This is a genomic window from Schaalia odontolytica (assembly GCF_009730335.1).
In the GTDB taxonomy this organism is placed as follows: Bacteria; Actinomycetota; Actinomycetes; order Actinomycetales; family Actinomycetaceae; genus Pauljensenia; species Pauljensenia dentiphila.
Genome location: NZ_CP046315.1, coordinates 1264511 through 1284180 on the forward strand (window position 1 = coordinate 1264511; position 19670 = coordinate 1284180).

The window sequence follows — 19670 nt, forward strand, 5'->3', positions numbered from 1 at the left end:
CTCAGGGGTGTCACAGGTTTGCGATCTCCACGTGAACGGGGGCGTCGGTGGCGATGCCCCAGACGGTCCTGTAGAAGGCCAGCTCCGACTGCCACGCATCCTTGATGTTGATGGCCGAGCGGAAGCGGTGTCCCTCTCCCTGGTAGAGCTTGAGGGCGACCGCGTTGCCGTTGGCACGCAGTGCCTCGTACATCTCCTGGGCCTGCGAGGCGGGAACGACCGGGTCGTCGGTGCCCTGCAGAAGCATGAGCGGTGCCTTAATGTCACCGACACGGTTGATGGGCGAGCGCTGCGCCCACACCGGGTCTGAGGTGTCATCGGTGCCGAGCAGAATCGCGTCGTAGTGCGACTCGAACTTGTGGCTGGTTTCCTTCAACTTCACCAGGTCGGCGATGCCCGAGAACGACGCGCCGGCGGTGAACACATCGGAGGACGCAAGCGCGTTGAGCACCGTGAAGCCACCGGAGGAACGACCACGGATCGCGATTCGCTTTGGATCGACGCGGCCAAGATCGATGAGGTACTGAGCGCCGTCGACGCAGTCCTGAACGTCCATGACGCCCCAGTTGCCGTTGATGCGCTCACGGTAGGGACGGCCGAAAGACGTTGACCCGCGGAAGTTCACGTCCAGAACTGCGAAGCCTCGGCTGGTCCAGTACTGGAAGGGCACCTGCAGGCCGGGGCGGGCTGCTTCAGTCGGTCCACCGTGCACGTTGACGATGAGCGGGGGCAGCTCGCCCTCGGGGGCGGCGAACTCGGGGTTCACGGGCGCGTAGTAGAAGCCATGAGCCTCCTCGCCGTCCGAGGTCTTCCACGTGAGCATCTCAGCCGTGGAGACGAGGGCGGTGGGCACCTCGGCCTCCGACGAGGGACGCAAAACCTTGGTCTTGCCGCGCGACACTTCGATGATCGCGGGAGTGTGCGTCGCGGAATCCGCGAGGAAGACGACGCGCCCGTCCGCTGCAGCGACGTTACCGATTGGCCACCAGCCGGTCGCCCACTCCTCGGCCATGCCGTTGTCGATGCGCACGGTACCGACGTGCCAGACCTGGTCCTCGGCCCACGAGCACACGAGGTAGTCGTTGTCGTAGTTGTCGTAGGAGTGCAGGCCGAGCTTCCAGTGCGGGTGCGAGAACGCGTGAGGTCCCGGGTGCAGCGCGCGAGTGCGCAGACGCGAGGTCCAGGCGTTCGGGTCCTCGCCTTCCTTCCACACGAAGCCCTGGGTGCGGTACAGGTTTGCCCAGCCAGAGGAGTCATCCACGTGGATGAGATCGCCGTCGAGCGTCCATCGCGGCTCATAGACGCACACGCCCGGGCGATCCACCAGGACGACCTCCTGATCGATGGTGCCCTCGAAGGTCAGGGATGCGACGCGCAGCTGAGAGTACGTCCACGGCATGTTCGGGTGGTTCCACGTGATCCAGGCGATCTTGGTGCCGTCGGGGGAGACCGTCGGAGCCTGAGCGAAGTCGGTGCCCTCGAACACCGTGATGATCGCGCTGTCGTCGCGGGCGGCGGATCCATCGAGAGGGATAGCGACAATCTTGTTGACGGGCTCGCCCGGGGCAGAGTGGTCCTCGGCCACCGCGTACACGAGGTCGCGCACGTCGGCGATCCAGAAGTCGCCGTAGCGGACCTTCGACAGGGTCGTCAGGGGACGCACGACGCGGCGCGGATCGGCCGTATCAAAGGCGTAGACGCGGCCGTCTGTCTGATCGGAGAACACGATGACGCCGTGGTGAACGGCGTATGCCTTACCGCCGTACTCGTGCACCCGCGTGCCGACATCGGGCAGGCGGGAACCGTCGATGAGAGGCAGGACCTCGCCCGTTTCCCCCGTACCGCGATGGCGCAGCAGCGTCCCACGTCCGCCCTGGAGCGGATGTCCCTCCACCCAGTAGGTGTCGGGTCCGTCGACGCGAACCTGGGAGAGCGTGACCGAACGGGCAGTGAAAGAATCGCCCGAAATCGGGGACTTCCACAGGCCGTGGGGTGCGACGGTGACGGACATAGTGCCTCCTTAAGCGGTACGGCGAGCCAACACCACCTATCTTAGTGCGCGCGCTTGTCGCCTGCGCGGGCCGAACGTACCTGACATGCACTTTGATCTGTAGATGAGACGCTTCGGCAACTACACTGGTTCTCATGTCTGGAACACGAGAGTCACGCGACCTGCTGTCGCGCTGTAGCGCACCGCGGGAGCTGCGTCGCCTGGAACGCGAGCAGCTGGACGAATTGGCGGCGGAAATTCGCGAGTTCCTGATTGACAACGTGTCGCGAACGGGCGGGCATCTCGGCCCGAACCTGGGCGTCGTCGAGCTGACGATCGGCCTGCACCGGGTGTTCCGCTCCCCGCAGGATACGATCATTTTTGACACCGGCCACCAGGCGTACGTGCATAAGCTCCTCACCGGACGTCAGGATTTTTCGTCTTTGCGTTGCCCGGGAGGCCTGTCCGGCTACCCGTCGCGCGGTGAGTCTGAGCATGATGTCGTCGAGTCCTCGCATGCGTCGGCGTCGCTCGCGTGGGTGGATGGCATCTCGCGTGAGAAGCATCGCCAGGGGGATCGTACCTGGACCGTGGGTGTCATCGGCGATGGCGCGTTGACGGGAGGCCTCGCCTGGGAGGCACTCAACAACATCGCGACGGCGAAAAACCGCCGCATCATGATCATCGTCAACGACAACGGTCGTTCCTATGCGCCGACAATTGGCGGTCTCGCGGCTCACCTGGACGCGCTGCGCACCTCTGCCAGATACGAGAAGGCCCTGGCGTGGGGCAAACAGCACTTGCTGAGCCACGGTACGCCGGGACGCGCGGCCTACGACGCGCTGCACGGTCTGAAATCGGGCATCAAGGACGCGCTGATGCCCCAGGTCATGTTCGAAGACCTTGGCCTGAAGTACATCGGCCCCGTGAACGGCCACGACATCGCGGCGGTCGAGACCGCTCTGCGCCGCGGTCGCTCCCTCGACGAGCCGGTCCTCGTCCACATGATCACCGAAAAGGGCCGCGGCTACACGCCGGCCGAGGAGCACATCGCTGACCGTTTCCACGCGGTCGGCCCGATTCACCCGGAGACCGGGCTCCCGGTCGCCCCCGAGCGCTTCGGTTGGACGGGAGTCTTCGCCGACGAGATCTGCGCTCAGGCCGCCACGCGCGACGACATCGTTGGGATTACGGCTGCGATGATGCGCCCCGTGGGCCTTGGCCCCATGCACGAGGCCTACCCGGGTCGCGTGATCGACGTCGGCATCGCCGAGGCCGAGGCTGTCGCCTCCGCCGCCGGCATGGCCTACCAGGGCGCACACCCCGTCGTGGCGCTCTACGCGACCTTCCTGAACCGCGGTTTCGACCAGCTTCTCATGGACGTCGCCCTCCACCGCGCGGGCGTCACTGTCGTGCTGGACCGCGCGGGTGTGACGGGCGCGGACGGCGCCTCGCATAACGGCGTCTGGGACATCGCGATGTGCTCGATGGTCCCGGGCCTGCGTCTGGCGGCTCCCCGCGACGAGCAGACGCTGCGCGCGCGCCTTCGTGAGGCGCTCGACGTCGATGACGCTCCCACCGTCATCCGGTACCGCAAGGGATCGCTGCCCGAGCCCATGCCGGCGCTACGCAGCGTCGGGGGAGTGGACATTCTCTTCGACGAGGCAGTGGCTGATTCACCCGCTCGGGTGCTCATCGTGGGCACCGGCGCCTGCGCGCCCGATGCGATCGAGGCTGCGCGTCGCCTGGCTGCTGCCGGAGTGAGTGTTACGGTCGCTGATCCACAGTGGATGATCCCCATCTGCCCGGAGCTGGCGACGTTGGTGCGGGACTACGACTGCGTCGTGAGCGTCGAGGACGGCATCGTTCAGGGCGGTTTCGGATGGTCGCTGCGCGATGCGGTCGCGGAGACCGGCGTGCCCGTGCGCTGCCTGGGCGTGCCGCAAGAATTCCCCGAGCACGGCGAACGCGCGGCCATGATCGCGCAGTTCGGCTTTGACGCCGACGGCATCGAACGTGCGGCCCGCGAGCTCGTCGAGCGAATCGGCGAGCGCTAGATCATTCGAATCAGACGCCGAGCGCGTCGCAGATCGGGTCGAGCGTCAGATCGATCTGCCAGTCGCGCGCACCGCGATTGACCATACGCTCCTCGACCTCATCACCCGACGGGCGTGACGGATCCAGGGGAGCCCAGGCGAGATAGCGCTGCACCTGGGGAGCGAGTACAACCTCGGGTGCCAGACCGAGACTCGACGCGACCGAAGCGACCGCGTTACGCACCGTTCCCAGGCGCGCGGCCGAGGCCTCGTCAATGCGATTCCAGTGGTGCGGTTCCGGGATCGACCCGGGCTGCACGGGCTTGCGCTTGGGAGGCAGCTCGTCCTCCGTCATGGCGGCCACGCTGGAGAGGGCTCGCATCCACTCGTCCTCATACTGGCGGGCGACGGGGGAGCGGAACTCGCTGATGCTCATGAGCGCGCGCTTGTTGCGCGGAGGATTCGAGGCCGCGCGCACGAGGGCGGCGTTACGAACGAGGCGACCGGGGCTGAGGTCGATGCGCTGAGCGATCGACTCGCGTGTCTCCCACAGGGCCTTGAGGACCGCGAGGCCGCGGCGAGAACGGATCTTGCCCGCGCCGGGTATAGAACGCCAGCGATCGGGCTTCGGACCGGGAGGGGTGACCGACAGGGCGTAGGCGAACTCCTGCTGCGCCCACTCCCAACGGCCCATCTCATCGAGCCGCTTCGAGAGGCGGTAGTAGAGCTCCGTCAGCAGCTCAACGTCGAGGGCTGCGTAGCGTAGCCATTCCTTCGGCAGGGGACGCACCGACCAGTCCGAGGCCTGGTGATCCTTGACGAGGCCCAGGCCGAGCACCTGCTCGACGACGGCTGCCAGCCCGAAACGCTCCAGGCCGATGAGGCGCGCCGCGATTTCGGTGTCGAAGAGAGCGGAGGGGCGCAGCCCAACCTGGCGCAGATTCGGCAGATCCTGCAAACAATCGTGCAGCAGCCACACGTCCTCCACGCCCGGCTGCAGCACGGACAGGTCCGGCAGTGCGTGCGTGTCGATGAGGAACGTGCCCACGTCCTCGCGGCGAATCTGCACGAGGTAAGGATCGGAGCCGTAGCGGAAGCCCTGAGCGCGCTCAACGTCCAGGGCGATCGGGGCCGAACCAGCGCTCAGGGCATGAGCTGCGGCCTCAAGGTCCTTCTGGGTGTCAATGACGGCGGGGGTCCCCCCACGCGGCTGCGCAATGAGCTCCGGATTATCCGTATCGCCCTGCGGCAAACCGCCGCCATTGTTGACCAGCACTCAGACTCCTTCGAGATGACGGGCAGGCACAATTCCTGCCGTCCGACGCATGACATCCGCCCAGCCGGACAGATGCTCACCAAGATACTCACTGTTGGGCGTCCACGAGGCGCGCACATCGACGAACAGAGACGATCCTCGCAGTTCAAGACCGCCGAAGGCCTCACTCATTTCACGCGTCACCGTGCCCGTAATGTCGTGGAATCCAGCTCCCGCAGTCTCTAGGCAATCGAGCATCCAGCCCCACACGCCCTCTGACAGCATCGGGTCGCCGATCATCTCGGCATCGACTTGCGCGCGCAGTTGACATACGACTCGGAACGTACCGTTCCAGCCGATCTGCTCCACGGGGTCGTGCAGGATGACCATACGACCAGTCGACAGGGGTTGTCCGGCCTCGTCCTCGTCCGTAGTTCGCATCGCGAGCGCCGCCGTAAAGGGGGCCAAACGGCGAGGTGGGGGCACCTCCTCGAGGAGTATGTGCGCCAGGTGGTCCGCCTGTCGCAGGGACAGCAGAGCCCGCATAAACTCCTCGGGCACCCCGTTTTCATTCACGAATCAAATCGTACGGGTGTCCATGCGCCTTTTGGTCCAGACGCGCCGCCAACCTTCATGTCGATAAGTAGCGGGTACGCGTGGCTCGTCACGGTCGTTGTTGCTCCGGCGATTCCAGGCGGCGGGGGTTGCGCAGGATGAACGAGGTACGCGGTCCGACGTGTACGATGTCGCCGGAGTGGTACTCGTCGCGATCATCGTCGCCCGCCGTGTCGACGACGGTGTGCCAGATGTGCCCATACTTCGCATCAGGGAGCGTGAACTCGACGGGTTCCGGAGCAGCGTTGAGCAGCAGCAGGAAATCGTCGTCGAGGATGCGGCGACCGTTCGCGTCGGGCTCACGGATGGCATCGCCGTTGTAGAAGACCATCGTCGAGCGCGCCCACGGCTGGTTCCATTCCTCTTCCGTCATGTGTGTGCCCGCCGGGGTGAACCATTCGATCTCGCCGAGCTCGGACTCACCGCCGCGCTGCGCGGGACCCTCCAGGAAACGCCGGCGGCGCATCACCGGGTGATCGCGTCGCAGGTGGATGAGATGGCGGGTGAAACGCAGGAGCTTGTAGTCGTGCTCATTCAAATCCCAGTTGATCCACGAGAGCTCATTGTCCTGGCAGTACACGTTGTTGTTGCCCCGCTGGGTGCGGCCAAGCTCGTCGCCGTGGGCGATCATCGGCACGCCCTGGGAAAACATGAGGGTCGTCAGGAAGTTGCGCTGCTGACGGTAGCGCAGCTCGATGATCTCCTCGTCATCCGTGTCGCCTTCGACGCCGCAGTTCCACGAACGGTTGTCGTTCGCGCCGTCCGCCCCACCCTCGAGGTTCGCCTCGTTGTGCTTCTCGTTGTAGGACACAAGATCGCGCAGTGTGAAGCCATCGTGAGCGGTGATGAAGTTGACGGACGCCATGGGCTTGCGGCCGGTCGTCCCGTAGAGGTCGGAGGAACCGGCCAGGCGGGAGGCGAAGTCAGGGAGCGAGGAGAACTCGCCGCGCCAGAAGTCGCGCACCGTGTCGCGATACCTGCCGTTCCATTCGGACCATAGGGGAGGGAAGCCGCCAACCTGGTAGCCGTCCGCACCCACGTCCCACGGCTCCGCGATGAGCTTGACCTGCGAGACCACGGGGTCCTGGTGGATGAGATCGAAGAAAGCGGACAGGCGGTCGACCTCGGCGAACTGGCGAGCCAGGGTGGAGGCAAGATCGAAGCGGAAGCCGTCCACATGCATGTCCGTCACCCAGTAGCGCAGCGAGTCCATGATGAGCTGAAGGACCTGCGGAGAGCTCATGAGGAGGGAGTTGCCCGTGCCCGTCGTGTCGAAGTAGTGCTGACGATCCCCGTCGACAAGGCGGTAGTAGGAAGGATTGTCGATGCCGCGGAAAGAGAGGGTCGGGCCCATGTGGTTGCCCTCTGCCGTGTGGTTGTAGACGACGTCGAGGATGACCTCGATGTTAGCCGCGTGTAGGGCCTTCACCATTGCCTTGAACTCAGAAACCTGTGCGCCGGGGTCCTTCGTAGCCGCGTAACTGTTATGTGGGGCGAAGTAGCCGATCGTGTTGTAGCCCCAATAGTTCGACAATCCCTTGGCCTGGAGCGTCGTATCGTTCGTGAACTGCTGGATCGGCATGAGCTCGACCGTGGTGATGCCAAGCTTCGTCAGGTGCTCGATAATCGCCGGGTGCGCCATGCCCGCGTAGGTGCCGCGCAGTTCCTCTGGGATGTCCGGGTGACGCATCGTCATGCCCTTGATGTGGGCCTCGTAGATGATCGACTCGGAGTAGTCGTGTCCCGGGCTGCGGTCCCCCTCCCAGTCGAAGAAGGGATTGACGACGACGGAGTGCATGGTTGCATCGGCGGAGTCACCGCCCTTGATCGTGAGGGGATCGTCGGCCTGATAGGAGAGGAGGTCAAGAGAATCCTTCAGCTGTCCCTCGATCGCCTTAGCATAGGGGTCGAGAAGGAGCTTCGAAGGGTCGCAGCGTAAACCGTTCTGGGGGTCCCAGGGGCCGTCGATGCGGTAGCCGTAGCGCTGGCCAGCGCTCACCTGTGGCACGTAGACGTGCCACACGTAGGCATCGACTTCCGTCATGGGGATGCGCATTTCGTTGAGGTTGTCATCCAAGAGGCACAGCGTCACAGACGTCGCAACCGAGGAGTAGATTGCGAAGTTCGTTCCGGTTCCGTCAAAGGTGGCACCCAGAGGGTAGGCCTTGCCAGGTCGCGTTTCCATACCGACAAGCCTCGCACGAATATGGACTGATGGGCGATAATCCGCCCGTAAATGAGCGTGTGACTTGGATAACGGGGGTTTGGTTTTGCGTTCTGGCCAGTTCTTCTGTTAAGGTTTTACCCGTTGCGAAGAACGGTTGACGTTCTGAGAAACGCGGATGTGGCTCAGTTGGTAGAGCATCACCTTGCCAAGGTGAGGGTCGCGGGTTCGAGTCCCGTCATCCGCTCGGGCGATTGGCGCAGCGGGAGCGCGCTTCCCTGACACGGAAGAGGTCACTGGTTCGATCCCAGTATCGCCCACGGTCATCCTGGTAACAGGATTGGCGGGCTATAGCCCGGCCGCACAAGCGGTTCACGCGGATGTGGCTCAGTTGGTAGAGCATCACCTTGCCAAGGTGAGGGTCGCGGGTTCGAGTCCCGTCATCCGCTCTCAATCGGGAATCCACTCGATCCCATTGGGTGTGGTGGGTTGGCCGAGAGGCGAGGCAGCGGCCTGCAAAGCCGTATACACGGGTTCGAATCCCGTACCCACCTCGGGCGATTGGCGCAGGGGTAGCGCGCTTCCTTCACACGGAAGAGGTCACTGGTTCGATCCCAGTATCGCCCACCAGTAAGTCGGATCTGATGATCCGGCTTTTTGTTTATGTAGCTCTCGCCGATTGTCGGCGGGAGCTTTTCTGTTTGTGTTCTGTTGGAGTCGGCGTGTGGTGGAGCAGTGTCGGCGTGTAGTCGGGGTTGAGGGGTATAACGTGTTGGTTTTGTGGTGGGTTTTTCTTGTTGGTGGGGAAAGTCGGCGTTGAAGGTGATTGTTTCATTGTGGGGGCGTGCATGCCCCCGTGTGCCTGATGTGTGATCGAACGCGTGGCCTGGTATGGATACTCAGGTTGAGGGGGCGCAGTGTGCCGAGGCGTGCTAGCGGCTTTTGTTCCTCGCCGCGCACGCGGGCCCGCTGATTCGCACGTGGGCCTGACACCTTGCGCGTTAACCCGATGACATGCAGGTGGGCTCGCTGATTCGCACGTGGACCCGATGACATGCGCGTGGGCAGCGTCGCCCACGCGCATATCTAGAGGTTTACGTGCGTATCAAGGGGTTAACGCGCAGATTCAGTGGTTCGCGCGCGAGGTATACGCCAGACCGGGCGCCGTTGTGCCCAATAAGTAGACCGCCTCAGTGGCAACACGCCGAAGGGAGGGTCCTCATGATGCAAAACCCCAGCATTACCCCTGGTGTCATGCTCTCTCACTGGCGCAAGACTCCTCACTGGTGCAGGGTTGCCCGGCGGCGGACCGATGAATGCCGGTGGGGCGTCGTCGGCGATGACGGGGGAGGTCACGGGCTGTAACCTCCGCGAGGGTGCTTGTGGCCGATGAGGTGTGACATGCGATCGGGAAGAGTCAACCCCTTCTGATCGGGTGGAATGCTCCCGATCACGTGGAATCTTCCCGATGGAGTCGATCCTGTCTGAGGTGTAGCGGCGCGAGCTCGCTAGCCCAACGACACGGTTCGCGACGTTGTCAGGGGCTGAACCACGACCAATGCGTTGTGTCCTATACCCCGTGTGTTGTGGGGTGGTGGCCTCTGAGTGCGAGCCTCGGGCTGGTGCGTCTTGTGGGTGACCTCTGCCGTTTTCGTATTTGCTGAATGACTGGTGAGTTTGTCGGCGGTGTGGGTTGGTTGTTCGCTCATCGGACGACACTCCCGAGTAACAGATGTTGTCAGTCTATAAATCAGTCCGCCACAGTGGTGATGTTTGCTTTTGTCGCTCGTGTTAGTTGTTGTGCCTGTGGAACTAATCGCTCTGATTCTTGACCAAATTGCAGGTGGTTGGCATAAGATGGTGCAGTATGAGGCGACGCCGTCGCACATCCCGTTGACAGGAGTTTTCTATGGTTGCCTTGAAGCGCCGTCACTTCGGTGTTCTTGTTGCGATTTTCGCATTGGTTGTGAGTTTCTTTGGCCTGGCCCAGTTTATTGGCGCTCAGGCTCCTGCGTCCGCGGCTCCCCTGAGCTGCCCCGAGCCGACTACGAATGTGAGCAACAAGGTCACCTTGGATTGGGACAATGCTCAGCTTGTCGACCACGCTGGCCGTGAGACCAAGGCTGTGGGTGACTGGTGGGACCTCGGTATCAAGCTGCCGTGGAAGACCGACGGTCGCGTGAAGGCCGGTGACTACTTCACCTACGACGCCTCGATCGTCAACACTGCGACCGGGGAGAGCGTCCTCCGTCCGAACGTTGCCCGTAAGTTCGAGGTCATCTCCAACAATGGCGTCGTCGTCGGCTGCGGCACCTGGGGTGCTGACGGTATGGTGACCGTCGTATTTAACGAGAAGGTCGAGTCCGCTGCGCAGTGGTACGGCCACGTCTCCACCAACGGCCTGACCCACTACACTGGTCCCGGCGGTGAGAAGTACACGGTGAAGCTCGGCAAGAAGGTCGAGCGTGAGATCGACATGCTGCGCCGCACCCCCGGCGTCCCCCGCTACCAGAAGGACGGCTGGCTGACCCTCGGTGAGAACGAAGATGGTGACGAGAACAAGGCCATCATGTGGCGTGTTGTCTTCCCCGCTGGCGACAAGGCCGTGACCGGCGCGTCGATCGTCGACGAGGTCCCCGCGGGCTCTAACTGGAGCTTCAACTGCGACGTCGTTAATGAATACACGAAGAACCACACCTACCTGGTGACCGATCCGACGACCTCCGAGGGCCTCCGCCAGGACAATGACACCTCGAAGGGTGCCTTCGGTGCTGCCGCGCAGGTCGAGTGCTCCTCCTCCAAGGTGACCGTCACGCTCGCCGAGATTCCTGCGAACCAGGCCGCCATCATCCTGCTCCCCGCCCACATTGAGGGTGCGAAGCGCGCCGGTGACGTCGTGGGTGTCTTCTCCAACACCGTCAACTTCAACGTTCTCGGTGGCAAGGTCGTCGAGCCCATTACGAAGACCCTCCACTACGGTGCGGTCGCCGACGCGTACGCCCATCAGACCTTCTCCGTGACCAAGAAGGTCGAGGGTGACCTGCCCGAGTCCGCACAGGACCTCGAGTACCCGCTGACGATCACCTTGAAGAATGACGCCGATCCCTCGGTGAATAAGACCTACGAGGCCTCCGTTAAGGCTGGCGAGACCTACACGTACCCCACGTCTCTGCCGCTGGGTACCGTCGTGACGGTGTCGGAGGGGGACCTGCCCGCCGGTGTGGGCATCACCTGGAACGACGGCGAGAGCCGCGTCTTCGAGGCCGCCGACGGCGTGACCCTCTCGGCAGATAACCGCGAGGCTACCTTCACGCTGAGCGATGATCAGGTCTACTCGCTGACCCTCACCAATGTTCTGGCTCCGACCCCGACTCCGTCGGCCACGCCTTCGACTCCCTCTCCGACCCCCTCGGCAACTCCTTCGCCCACTCCGCAGCTGGCCAAGACTGGTACCGATGCGGCAGGCCTGGGTGTCCTGGCTGGAATCGTCGCGATTGCGGGCCTGTCTCTCGTGGCGGCCAAGCGTCGTAGTCACTGATGACGAAACCCCTGAGGTGCATGAGTGCCTGAGGGCGCACAGTGGGTGGGATGAGCAGTGCTCATCCCACCCACTTCTTTACGTGTGCTTTCTTGTGGCGGATGATTCGTGTGGTGGGCAGGGCGAGCGGCGTGCGGACAAAAGTCCTGTCAAAAGATGAGTGGGTGAAAAACCTGCTGTCGATACCGTGCAGGGGAGTGGTCGACTATGTCGTCGTAGCTCATCGTGTGCGGTTGCTCGTGATGCTGATTGTGGCTTGTCGGAGCCGTTTGGTGTTGACGCCCAGCGGTGGGGCACGCGTGACGCAAAAGCGGGTGGCTCATGGTCGCGTGAGGTGCAAATGGACAGTTTCGCACAGAAGGTGATGAAGAGCACTATTTTGCAAAATCTGCATTGTTGCTGGTCAAGTGTGTTTGACCTGCTGTGCAGGAAGTTTAATTGGGTTGATTGCGGATTAGTTTTCTCTTCTTTATATATGCAGATTAAGGCGGTTTGGCAACGATATTTTATTTGAATAGTTCTCTGCTAATCCTCTGATGGTCGATCTTATCCCGTAGATACTCTGTAATTATGCGCTTAAGGAGACATCGCCTCATGCCCATTGACAGGAGTATTTTATGGTTGCGTTGAAGAACACTCGGCTTAGCGCACTTCTTATAGCTTTCGCTCTGGTATTGAGCTTCGTTGATGCTTTGCAGCTGTTGACGACCCGCACGGCGTTGGCCACGGCGCTTGCGTGCCCGGCCCCCACGACCAACGTCAACGACAAGGTTGACCTGGACTGGGATAACCTGCAGCTGGTCAATCCCCAGGGTGCGGAAGCGAAGACAATCGCGAACATGTGGGATACTGGCGTTAAGCTGCCGTGGAAGATCGACGGCGCCGTCAAGGCCGGTGACTTCTTCACCTACGACGCGACCGTCGCCGAGGCGGACACGGGCCAGTCGATCCTGCGCCCCACCGCCGAGCGTTCCTTTGATGTTCGTTCTGCGACCGGCGTTGTCGTCGGCTGCGGCACGTGGGGCACCGATGGCAATGTCACCGTCGTCTTCAACGAGAACGTTAACTCGGCTGCCGAGTGGGCAGGTTCCGTGACGACGAGCGCCATGATTCAGTACACCGGCCCCGCCAACGAGCAGTTCGAGGTGCAGGTCGGCAACAAGGTGCTTTCGTGCAACGTCAACATGGTCGTGCGCCCCACCGGCGAAGCCCGCACCGTCAAGGAAGGCTGGATTGGCGTGAGCGACAGCGAGGATGGCGATGAGAACAAGTCCATCATGTAGCGAGTGATCCTGCCCGCTGGCGATTCCGCAGTGACCGGTGCGTCGATCGTCGACGAGGTTCCCGCCGACGACAACTGGAGCTACGACTGCGACACGGTGGTCGACTACGTCAAGAAGTACACCTTCGTCGTCGTCGATCCGACCACGCCCGAGGGTTAGCGCCTGAGCAAGGACACCTCGAAGGATGCCTTCGGCGCCGGATCTACGGTCGAGTGCACGCCCCAGAAGCTGACCGTGACCATCCCTGAGATCCCCGCGAACCAGTCGGCGATCGTCGAGATTCCGACTCGCGTTGAGGGTGCCAAGCGTGCCGCTGACGTCGTCGGTAAATTCTCCAACACCGTGACGTTCAATGTGCCCGGCAAGAAGGTTTCGCCCGTCATGAAGGCGATGCGTTTCGGTGCGTCCGCGGATGCCTTCGCGCGCCAGAGCTTCTCTGTGACGACGAAGGTCGATGGCGAGCTCCCCGACAACGCGAAGGACCTCGAGTACACCCTGACCATCACGCTGAAGAACGATTCCGATCCGTCGGTCAACAAGACCTACCAGGCGACTGTCAAGGCGGGCAAGAGCGACAGCTACCCGGGTGCCCTCCCTCTGGGCACCGAGGTCACCATCTCCGAGGGTGACCTGCCCTCCGCTGACGGCGTCACCTTGAACGAGGTCGAGAGTCGCGTGTTCGATACCGCTCAGGGCGTCACCCTCAAGGCTAACAACCGTGAGGCAACGTTCACGCTCAGCGAGGATCACCTCTTTGCTCTCAAACTGAACAATTAGCTGATGCCGGCTCCTAAGCCGGCTCCTAAGCCGACGCCCATGCCGACCCCGACCCCGACCCCGGCGCCTTCGACGCCTCCGGCTCGGAGCCGGGTGAAGACCGGTGCTGATGCTGCGAACGTCGGTGTCCTAGCCGGAATCGTGGCCCTTGCGGGTGGATCTCTCGTCGCAGTCAAGCGTCGTCAGCGCTGAACGCGATGAAGGTTGCTCTCGCGGCTCCGAAGCGGTGACGCGCATGCACACATCATGCGGAACACGCGGGTGAAGCAGTTGTACTGAGACCGGAAACCTCTAAGCGTGCAAAACGAACGACGGTCATTCGCCGATGGTCGGGGTGCTGCTTACAGAGCGCAGCGCCAGCTTGCATTGAGCCCGACGTTACTTTGGTCAGCTCCTCGATGCTCTATCCAACGAGGAGATACACACGAGCCTCCCACGGCTTCATCGGTGTGGTAACAGTGGGTTCGCTACCCAGGTGGTTGCCGGCCTCATCGCTCTTCGTCTGTGACGCTTCCGTGTTGCCCAAGTAGAGGTGCCACGGTAACGAAGCCATGGCCTCGTCCTCTGGAGAGAACAGGGGAGCGTGGCGTTGCCCGGACAGATTGACCATCACGAGAACGTCCGAACCTGGCGTGCTGCGGTGATAGATGAAGAGCGCGGGCGCTGAGGCGTCTATCCGTGAGAACGTTCCATCGGTCAGAGCGGGAATGACGTGGCGAGCACTGATGAGCGCGCGGTAGTACGTCAGAATGGATTGAGGATCATTTGCTTGTGCTGCGACGGTGATGTTCTCAGCGGAAGCGGGTACGTCAATCCAGGGGACTGCTTCAGAGAAGCCGGCAGTGGGGGAGGAGTCCCACTGCATCGGGGTCCGGCCGTTGTCTCTCGACATAGCGGCGAGTCCCTCGGGGACCTTATCGATGCCCAGGCGCTCCATGTACGACACGGATTCGACGTCGCGGAAATCGGCTGCGGTCGTGAAGTCTCCGCCGAGCATGCCGATCTCTTGGCCCTGATAGATGAAGGGGGTTCCGCGCTGGAGGAAATAGGCGGTTGCCAGGGCTGTTGCTGATTCGTACCAGTAGCACGAGGAATCCCCGAAACGGGATACCGAGCGTGGCTGGTCGTGGTTCTCCAGGTACAGGGCGTTCCATCCGCTCGTCCCGAGCGTGTCCTGCCAGCGAGTGAGAACATCCGCCAGCTCCCCGGGCGCCAGCTGGCGGGGCGAGAACTTGCCGTTTTCGAGGCCGAGGTTGACGTGCTCGAACTGGATGAGCATGTTGAACTCGCGGCGCTCGGGATCGCAAAACAGCAGTGCTGTCTCGGGCGACGCGTTGGAGGCCTCGCCGACCGTAAATGACCCCGGATGGTGGGCGAACGTCCGTTCGTGCATCTCCTGCAGGAATTCGTGGAGACGAGGCCCGTCCGCGAAGCACTCGTGGCCGACGCCAAACGGCGGGCGGGGTGGGCCGCCATCGGGCAAGCCCGGCAGCTTCGAAATGACGTCAATTGCGTCGACCCGGAAGCCATCGGCGCCCCGGTCGAGCCACCAGTTCATCATGTCGTAGACGGCGTCACGAACGTGCGGGTTCTCCCAGTTTAAGTCGGGTTGCTCGCGTGCGAAAAGGTGGAGGTAGTACTGGCCCGTGGACGCGTCGTACTCCCACGCCGGCCCACCGAAAAAAGACTCCCAGTTCGTCGGCTCAGCTCCGGGAGTGCCAGGCTCGAAGCCAGGGCGTGGATCCCGCCAGTAGTACCAGTCTCGACGCTCCGAGTTCATGCTCGATGCCGACTCAACGAACCAGGGGTGCTCGATCGACGTGTGGTTGACGACGAGGTCCATAACGATGCGCATACCCAGGGCGTGGGCGCGCGTGACCAGGGCATCAAAAGCACCGAGATCACCGAATAACGGATCGATATCGCGGTAGTCCGAGATGTCGTAGCCGTTATCCGCCTGAGGGGAGCGATAGATCGGCGATATCCACACGATATCGACCCCGAGATCAGCTAGATAGTCCAGGCGGCGGAAAATCCCCTCAAGGTCACCGAGCCCATCCCCGTTCGTGTCCTGGAACGAACGGGGATAGACCTGGTAGAGCACGGCGTTCTTCCACCAGGGCTGTGTTGCGTAGAGCTTGCCAGGAAGCAACTCGGGGTGGATGATCATCGCGCGTGTCGGTTGTACGGTTTAGTAGCCGTCGAGGGCAGCCCAGGCCTCGTACAGGCCGTTGTCCTTGTGGTAGACGGCAGTGCACGTGAAGTTGAAGGTGCCGCTCTTGCCCGTGAGAAGTGTGCCGTTGAACTGACCCTTCGAAATGTACTGGGGGTTGCCAGAGGCATCCACACCGTCGCGCTCGACGATCCAGTTCTCCATCTTGCCCTGCACGACGGTTGAGGAAATTGCGTTCTTGCACTCCAGCTTCACGCCATATTCCTCGTCGGTGCTGACGTCCCCGGAAGAACCCGTCCCCTGAGTCGGTGCAGGGCTGGGCTTCGTGCCGACGGGAGGCGCGGACTGGGTCGGTGCAGGGGCGGGAGCCACGGGGGCAGACGGGCTTGGGTCTGCAGAAGGAACGGACGTGGGTGCTGCGCTGGTCGGGGCGCTCGGCGAGGCCGATGGCTCGTCGTTGGAGGAATCGTCCTTGGCGAGTGCCCAGATTGCAACGCCAGCGACCAGGATCACGACCACGACGGCCGCGATGATGCCGATGATCAGCCCGGTCTTCGACTTCTGCTCCGGCTGTCCACCGTAGGGGGCGCCCTGGAACTGGCCCTGGGGGTAGTATCCCTGCTGAGACTGCGGGGCGTAACCCTGCTGCTGATATCCGCCTGCCACGGGCATCTGCTGGGTGTACTGCTGCCCGGCCGGATACTGGCCGTTTCCGCCAGCAGGCTGCTGGTTGGGACTGTAGGGGTTTGACATAGGTGTTCCCGGTATTGAGTGAGTGAGGATCAGCCGGTTTTACAGACAACGAGTCGTGAGAGCCAGCTCGTGATCATGACGGTCTAGGCGTTCTTGTATGTGAGAAGAGTATCGAACGAGTCGAGGCTCTTCACGTAGTAGCCCTTGCATTCGAACGACCAGCGCCCGGTCTTGTTGGTCGTCGTATCCGTTCCGGTGACGATGCCGGTGTAGACGTGCTTCTCTCCGTTGGGGAGTACCTCTGGCTGTGCGTAGTTCTCGTTCGAAACACTGGCGTTCGACCACTTGCGATTGATTTGTTCTTTGCACGAGGCGAGAACTCGTTCCTTCATGTCGCCCTGCCCGCCGTTCCCATTCCCTGGCGCTGCCCCCTGCGTGGGGTTGGTGCCCACTGGCGGCTGTGTGGGGTTGGTGCCCACGGGTGGCTGCATCGGGTTGGTACCCGCCGCAGGGTCAGAGGCCTGAGAGGGAACTCCCGGCATAGTGGGTGAATCAGCGTCGGAGTCCGAGTCGTCCTTGTTCAGTGCCCAGATCGCGATGCCGGCGATGATGGCAACGACCAGGACGGCGGCGATGATGCCGATGATGAGGCCCGTCTTTTTCTTCTCCGGTGCGACGCCGTAGGGAGTGCCCGGAAACTGCCCCTGTTGGTAGTAGCCCTGCTGAGGTTGCTGTCCAAATCCGTGATTTTGGCCGTAGCCGCCCGCGCCAGGCATCTGCTGGCCGGGCTGCTGGCCGTAGGCCCCGCCAAGCTGCTGCCCGGCCGGGTACTGGCCGCTGCCGGGCATCGGCTGCTGGTTGGGGTTGAAAGGGTTCGACATGGGGACTCCTCCGTCTATCGGAAGCTGTCAGCGTGTGTCAGCGCTGTGTCTCAGTAATCTTCGGCGATAACGAATGCGGTGAAACTCTTTGTGCTGCCAAGGTAGAAGACAGAGCAGGTGAAGCTAGTGTTGACGTTCTTCTTCGTAATCTTGTCCGTACCGGTGAGCGTGCCGGTGTAATCCCACCACTGGGTGTCGCCGTAGCTATCCTTCAGCTCAAGCTTTGCACCTGAGACACTCGCGTTCGTGTACTCGTCGTTGATTTCCTTGGTGCACTCGGCGATGGCCTGCTGTTCCAGATCGGAGTTAGAGCCGCCACCGGGGGCTGCGCCCTGCGAGGGGTTGGTGCCCACGGGCGGCTGCGAGGGGTTGGTGCCCACGGGCGGCTGCGAGGGGTTGGTGCCCACCGGGGGCTGCGAGGGGTTTACGCCAGCGGAAGGGGCTGCGGTGCTCGGGGCGCTCTGGGCAGCATCAGCGTTGGAAGAGTCGTCGCCGGACACGAACCACCAGATGGCGACACCGGCGGCAATGAGCACGACGACGACGGCTGCGACGATCCCGATGATGAGGCCCGTCTTCTTCTTTGCCGGCTGCCCGCCGCCCGGGGCGCCCTGGAACTGGCCCTGCTGGTAGTAGCCCTGCTGGGCCTGCTGACCGTATCCCTGAGACTGGCCGTAGCCGCCCGCTACGGGCATCTGCTGGGTGGGCTGTTGCCCATAGCCTCCCATGGCGGGCATCTGCTGGGTGGGCTGCTGCCCATAGCCGCCGGCTACGGGCATCTGCTGGGTGGGCTGCTGCCCAAAGTCACCTTGTGGGTATGCGCCCTGCTGGGGGTACCCACCCTGCTGGGGCTGGAAGGGCTGCTGATTCTCGGGAGAATAGGGCGTGCTCATAGTGTACTTCCGTGTTGGTGAGAGAGGTCTCAGGGAACGTTCTGTATCCTACCAGGCGCTAGGCTTGTGGCATGACGATCGACTATCTGACTGAGACGCGACCGCTGATGCCCCGCGAAGACATCCTGCCCGTCATTATCGGAGGAGACTTCGGCGTGTACGGAATTGGGCGTTGTTTCAACGAAGCGTTCGGTTGTCGGTGCATCTGCGTGGGATCGCAGCCGACCGAGTCGATCACCCGTTCGCACTTTTTTGATGTCCGCCACGTGAGTGCTCATGCGAGTGACGCACAGCTCCTGGACATCCTCATGACCATCGCGGGCGAGCATCCGGATAAGAAGCTGATCCTGATGGCCAACCACGACATCTTCTCGGCGTTCGTTGCTCGGAACATGGAGACGCTCTCGCGCCACTACGCGCTGCCGTTCCCCACCGAGGAAGTCATGGAACGACTCACCGACAAGGCGGAGTTTGCTCGTGAGTGCGAGCGGGCAGGCATTGCCACGCCGGGTACTGTCGAGGTCGATTTCTCTGGCATGGAGGACGAGGCCTGGGCTGCTCCTGAGATTCCCTTCAGCTTCCCGGTTGTTGCTAAGTCTGCGAAGGGCGAGCCCTACGACGTGCTTGAGTTCGAGGGCAAGCGCAAGATCTGGTTCATCGACACGGCCGAGGAGCTCACTCAGCTGTGGGAGACCCTGAAGGCCGCGGGCTTCCGCGATACCTTCCTGGTGCAGGAGTTGATTCCCGGCGATAACACCGCGATGCGCTCGATCACGGCGTACGTGGACTCGCGCGGAGAGGTGACCCTGATCGGGTCGGCGCGCGTCCTCCTCGAAGACCACGCGCCCACGATGATCGGCAACCCCGTCGCCATGATCACTGAGGACTTTCCGGCGCTGTGGCGCGATGCCTGTGCCCTTCTGACCGAGAACGGCTACCGCGGTTTCGCAAACTTCGACGTGAAGATCGACCCCCGGGACGGGCGAGCGCTCTTCTTTGAGGTGAACCCGCGCATCGGCCGCAACAACTGGTACATGGCCGCCGCCGGCGCGAACCCGATGATCCCGATGGTCGAGGACCTTATCGACGGCAAGGCCTGCGAGCAGACCCGGGCAACTGATGAGATTCTCTACACCCTCGTCCCGGACTCCCTTCTGCTGCACTACATCACCGATGAGGATCTGCGCGCGCGCGTCAAGCGCATCATCCGTGAGGGCCGGCGATTCGATCTGCTCCTCAATCCGACGGAGAAGGATCTGCGACGTAACCTCATCGTCTGGCTCCAAAAGCAAAACCACCGACGTAAGTTCGCCCGATACTACCCGGAGCCGACGGAGACGTCGTATTGACTCCCACCGCCCCGGCCCGCCCC

At 62.7% G+C, this 19670-nt stretch carries 15 protein-coding genes and 5 tRNA genes; 12 read left to right on the forward strand and 8 right to left on the reverse strand.

All coding sequences use genetic code 11. The features are described 5' to 3' along the window. Nucleotides 1-10: 10 nt before the first annotated feature. Nucleotides 11-2011, reverse strand: coding sequence for an alpha/beta hydrolase family protein (locus FOC40_RS05445; protein ID WP_003796442.1), 2001 nt, complete (start codon nucleotides 2009-2011; stop codon nucleotides 11-13). Nucleotides 2012-2145: 134 nt separating this feature from the next. On the opposite strand from FOC40_RS05445, the gene dxs reads away from it, so the two are divergent. Continuing rightward, complete coding sequence (gene dxs / locus FOC40_RS05450) at nucleotides 2146-4047, forward strand: 1-deoxy-D-xylulose-5-phosphate synthase (RefSeq protein ID WP_003796444.1); 1902 nt, start codon at nucleotides 2146-2148, stop codon at nucleotides 4045-4047. Between the two features lie 10 nt (nucleotides 4048-4057). Here the strand turns inward: dxs and FOC40_RS05455 are convergent, their stop codons facing one another. From FOC40_RS05455 to glgX, 3 genes are all read right to left on the reverse strand, one after another. After that, nucleotides 4058-5302, reverse strand: coding sequence for an HRDC domain-containing protein (locus FOC40_RS05455; RefSeq protein ID WP_003796447.1), 1245 nt, complete (start codon nucleotides 5300-5302; stop codon nucleotides 4058-4060). After that, nucleotides 5303-5827 (reverse strand): DUF3000 family protein, encoded by a 525-nt coding sequence (locus tag FOC40_RS05460; RefSeq protein WP_039929813.1) that lies wholly within the window; start codon nucleotides 5825-5827, stop codon nucleotides 5303-5305. Nucleotides 5828-5945: 118 nt separating this feature from the next. Further along, on the reverse strand, nucleotides 5946-8081 hold the full coding sequence (gene glgX / locus FOC40_RS05465) for a glycogen debranching protein GlgX (RefSeq protein ID WP_003796449.1): 2136 nt from the start codon (nucleotides 8079-8081) through the stop codon (nucleotides 5946-5948). A gap of 153 nt (nucleotides 8082-8234) precedes the next feature. Here glgX and FOC40_RS05470 point away from each other — a divergent pair. From FOC40_RS05470 to FOC40_RS10845, 10 genes are all read left to right on the forward strand, one after another. Then, a tRNA-Gly gene (locus tag FOC40_RS05470) sits at nucleotides 8235-8307 on the forward strand. A 1-nt stretch (nucleotide 8308) separates the two neighbouring features. Then, nucleotides 8309-8380 (forward strand) — tRNA-Val (locus FOC40_RS05475). A gap of 56 nt (nucleotides 8381-8436) precedes the next feature. Then, a tRNA-Gly gene (locus FOC40_RS05480) sits at nucleotides 8437-8509 on the forward strand. 34 nt (nucleotides 8510-8543) lie between these two features. Then, nucleotides 8544-8614: transfer RNA gene (locus tag FOC40_RS05485), tRNA-Cys, on the forward strand. A 1-nt stretch (nucleotide 8615) separates the two neighbouring features. Further along, a tRNA-Val gene (locus FOC40_RS05490) sits at nucleotides 8616-8690 on the forward strand. 1279 nt (nucleotides 8691-9969) lie between these two features. Beyond that, nucleotides 9970-11598 carry a DUF5979 domain-containing protein gene (locus FOC40_RS05495; protein ID WP_003796455.1) on the forward strand — a complete coding sequence of 543 codons (1629 nt, stop codon included), beginning with the start codon at nucleotides 9970-9972 and terminating at the stop codon, nucleotides 11596-11598. A 674-nt stretch (nucleotides 11599-12272) separates the two neighbouring features. Then, entirely contained in the window at nucleotides 12273-12881 is a 609-nt protein-coding gene (locus FOC40_RS10830) for an Ig-like domain-containing protein (protein ID WP_165477728.1), read from the forward strand. Between the two features lie 3 nt (nucleotides 12882-12884). Then, a complete protein-coding gene (locus tag FOC40_RS10835) occupies nucleotides 12885-13040 on the forward strand; it encodes a hypothetical protein (protein WP_003796461.1) in 156 nt (51 codons plus the stop codon). 75 nt (nucleotides 13041-13115) lie between these two features. Continuing rightward, nucleotides 13116-13658 (forward strand): DUF5979 domain-containing protein, encoded by a 543-nt coding sequence (locus FOC40_RS10840; RefSeq protein ID WP_003796463.1) that lies wholly within the window; start codon nucleotides 13116-13118, stop codon nucleotides 13656-13658. 3 nt (nucleotides 13659-13661) lie between these two features. Continuing rightward, a complete protein-coding gene (locus tag FOC40_RS10845; RefSeq protein ID WP_165477729.1) occupies nucleotides 13662-13850 on the forward strand; it encodes an LPXTG cell wall anchor domain-containing protein in 189 nt (62 codons plus the stop codon). 211 nt (nucleotides 13851-14061) lie between these two features. On the opposite strand, the gene FOC40_RS05505 is transcribed toward FOC40_RS10845, so the two are convergent. The 4 genes from FOC40_RS05505 to FOC40_RS05520 all read right to left on the reverse strand — a co-directional run bounded on the left by FOC40_RS05505 (nucleotide 14062) and on the right by FOC40_RS05520 (nucleotide 18298). Further along, nucleotides 14062-15828 carry an alpha-glucosidase gene (locus FOC40_RS05505; RefSeq protein WP_003796466.1) on the reverse strand — a complete coding sequence of 589 codons (1767 nt, stop codon included), beginning with the start codon at nucleotides 15826-15828 and terminating at the stop codon, nucleotides 14062-14064. A 21-nt stretch (nucleotides 15829-15849) separates the two neighbouring features. Further along, nucleotides 15850-16584, reverse strand: coding sequence for a hypothetical protein (locus FOC40_RS05510; protein ID WP_003796468.1), 735 nt, complete (start codon nucleotides 16582-16584; stop codon nucleotides 15850-15852). Between the two features lie 83 nt (nucleotides 16585-16667). After that, nucleotides 16668-17405, reverse strand: a complete 738-nt coding sequence (locus tag FOC40_RS05515) for a hypothetical protein (RefSeq protein WP_003796470.1) — start codon at nucleotides 17403-17405, stop codon at nucleotides 16668-16670. 50 nt (nucleotides 17406-17455) lie between these two features. Continuing rightward, on the reverse strand, nucleotides 17456-18298 hold the full coding sequence (locus FOC40_RS05520; protein ID WP_003796472.1) for a hypothetical protein: 843 nt from the start codon (nucleotides 18296-18298) through the stop codon (nucleotides 17456-17458). Nucleotides 18299-18369: 71 nt separating this feature from the next. Here FOC40_RS05520 and FOC40_RS05525 point away from each other — a divergent pair, with 71 nt between their 5' ends. Continuing rightward, entirely contained in the window at nucleotides 18370-19647 is a 1278-nt protein-coding gene (locus FOC40_RS05525) for a carboxylate--amine ligase (RefSeq protein ID WP_003792551.1), read from the forward strand. Nucleotides 19648-19670: the final 23 nt, after the last annotated feature.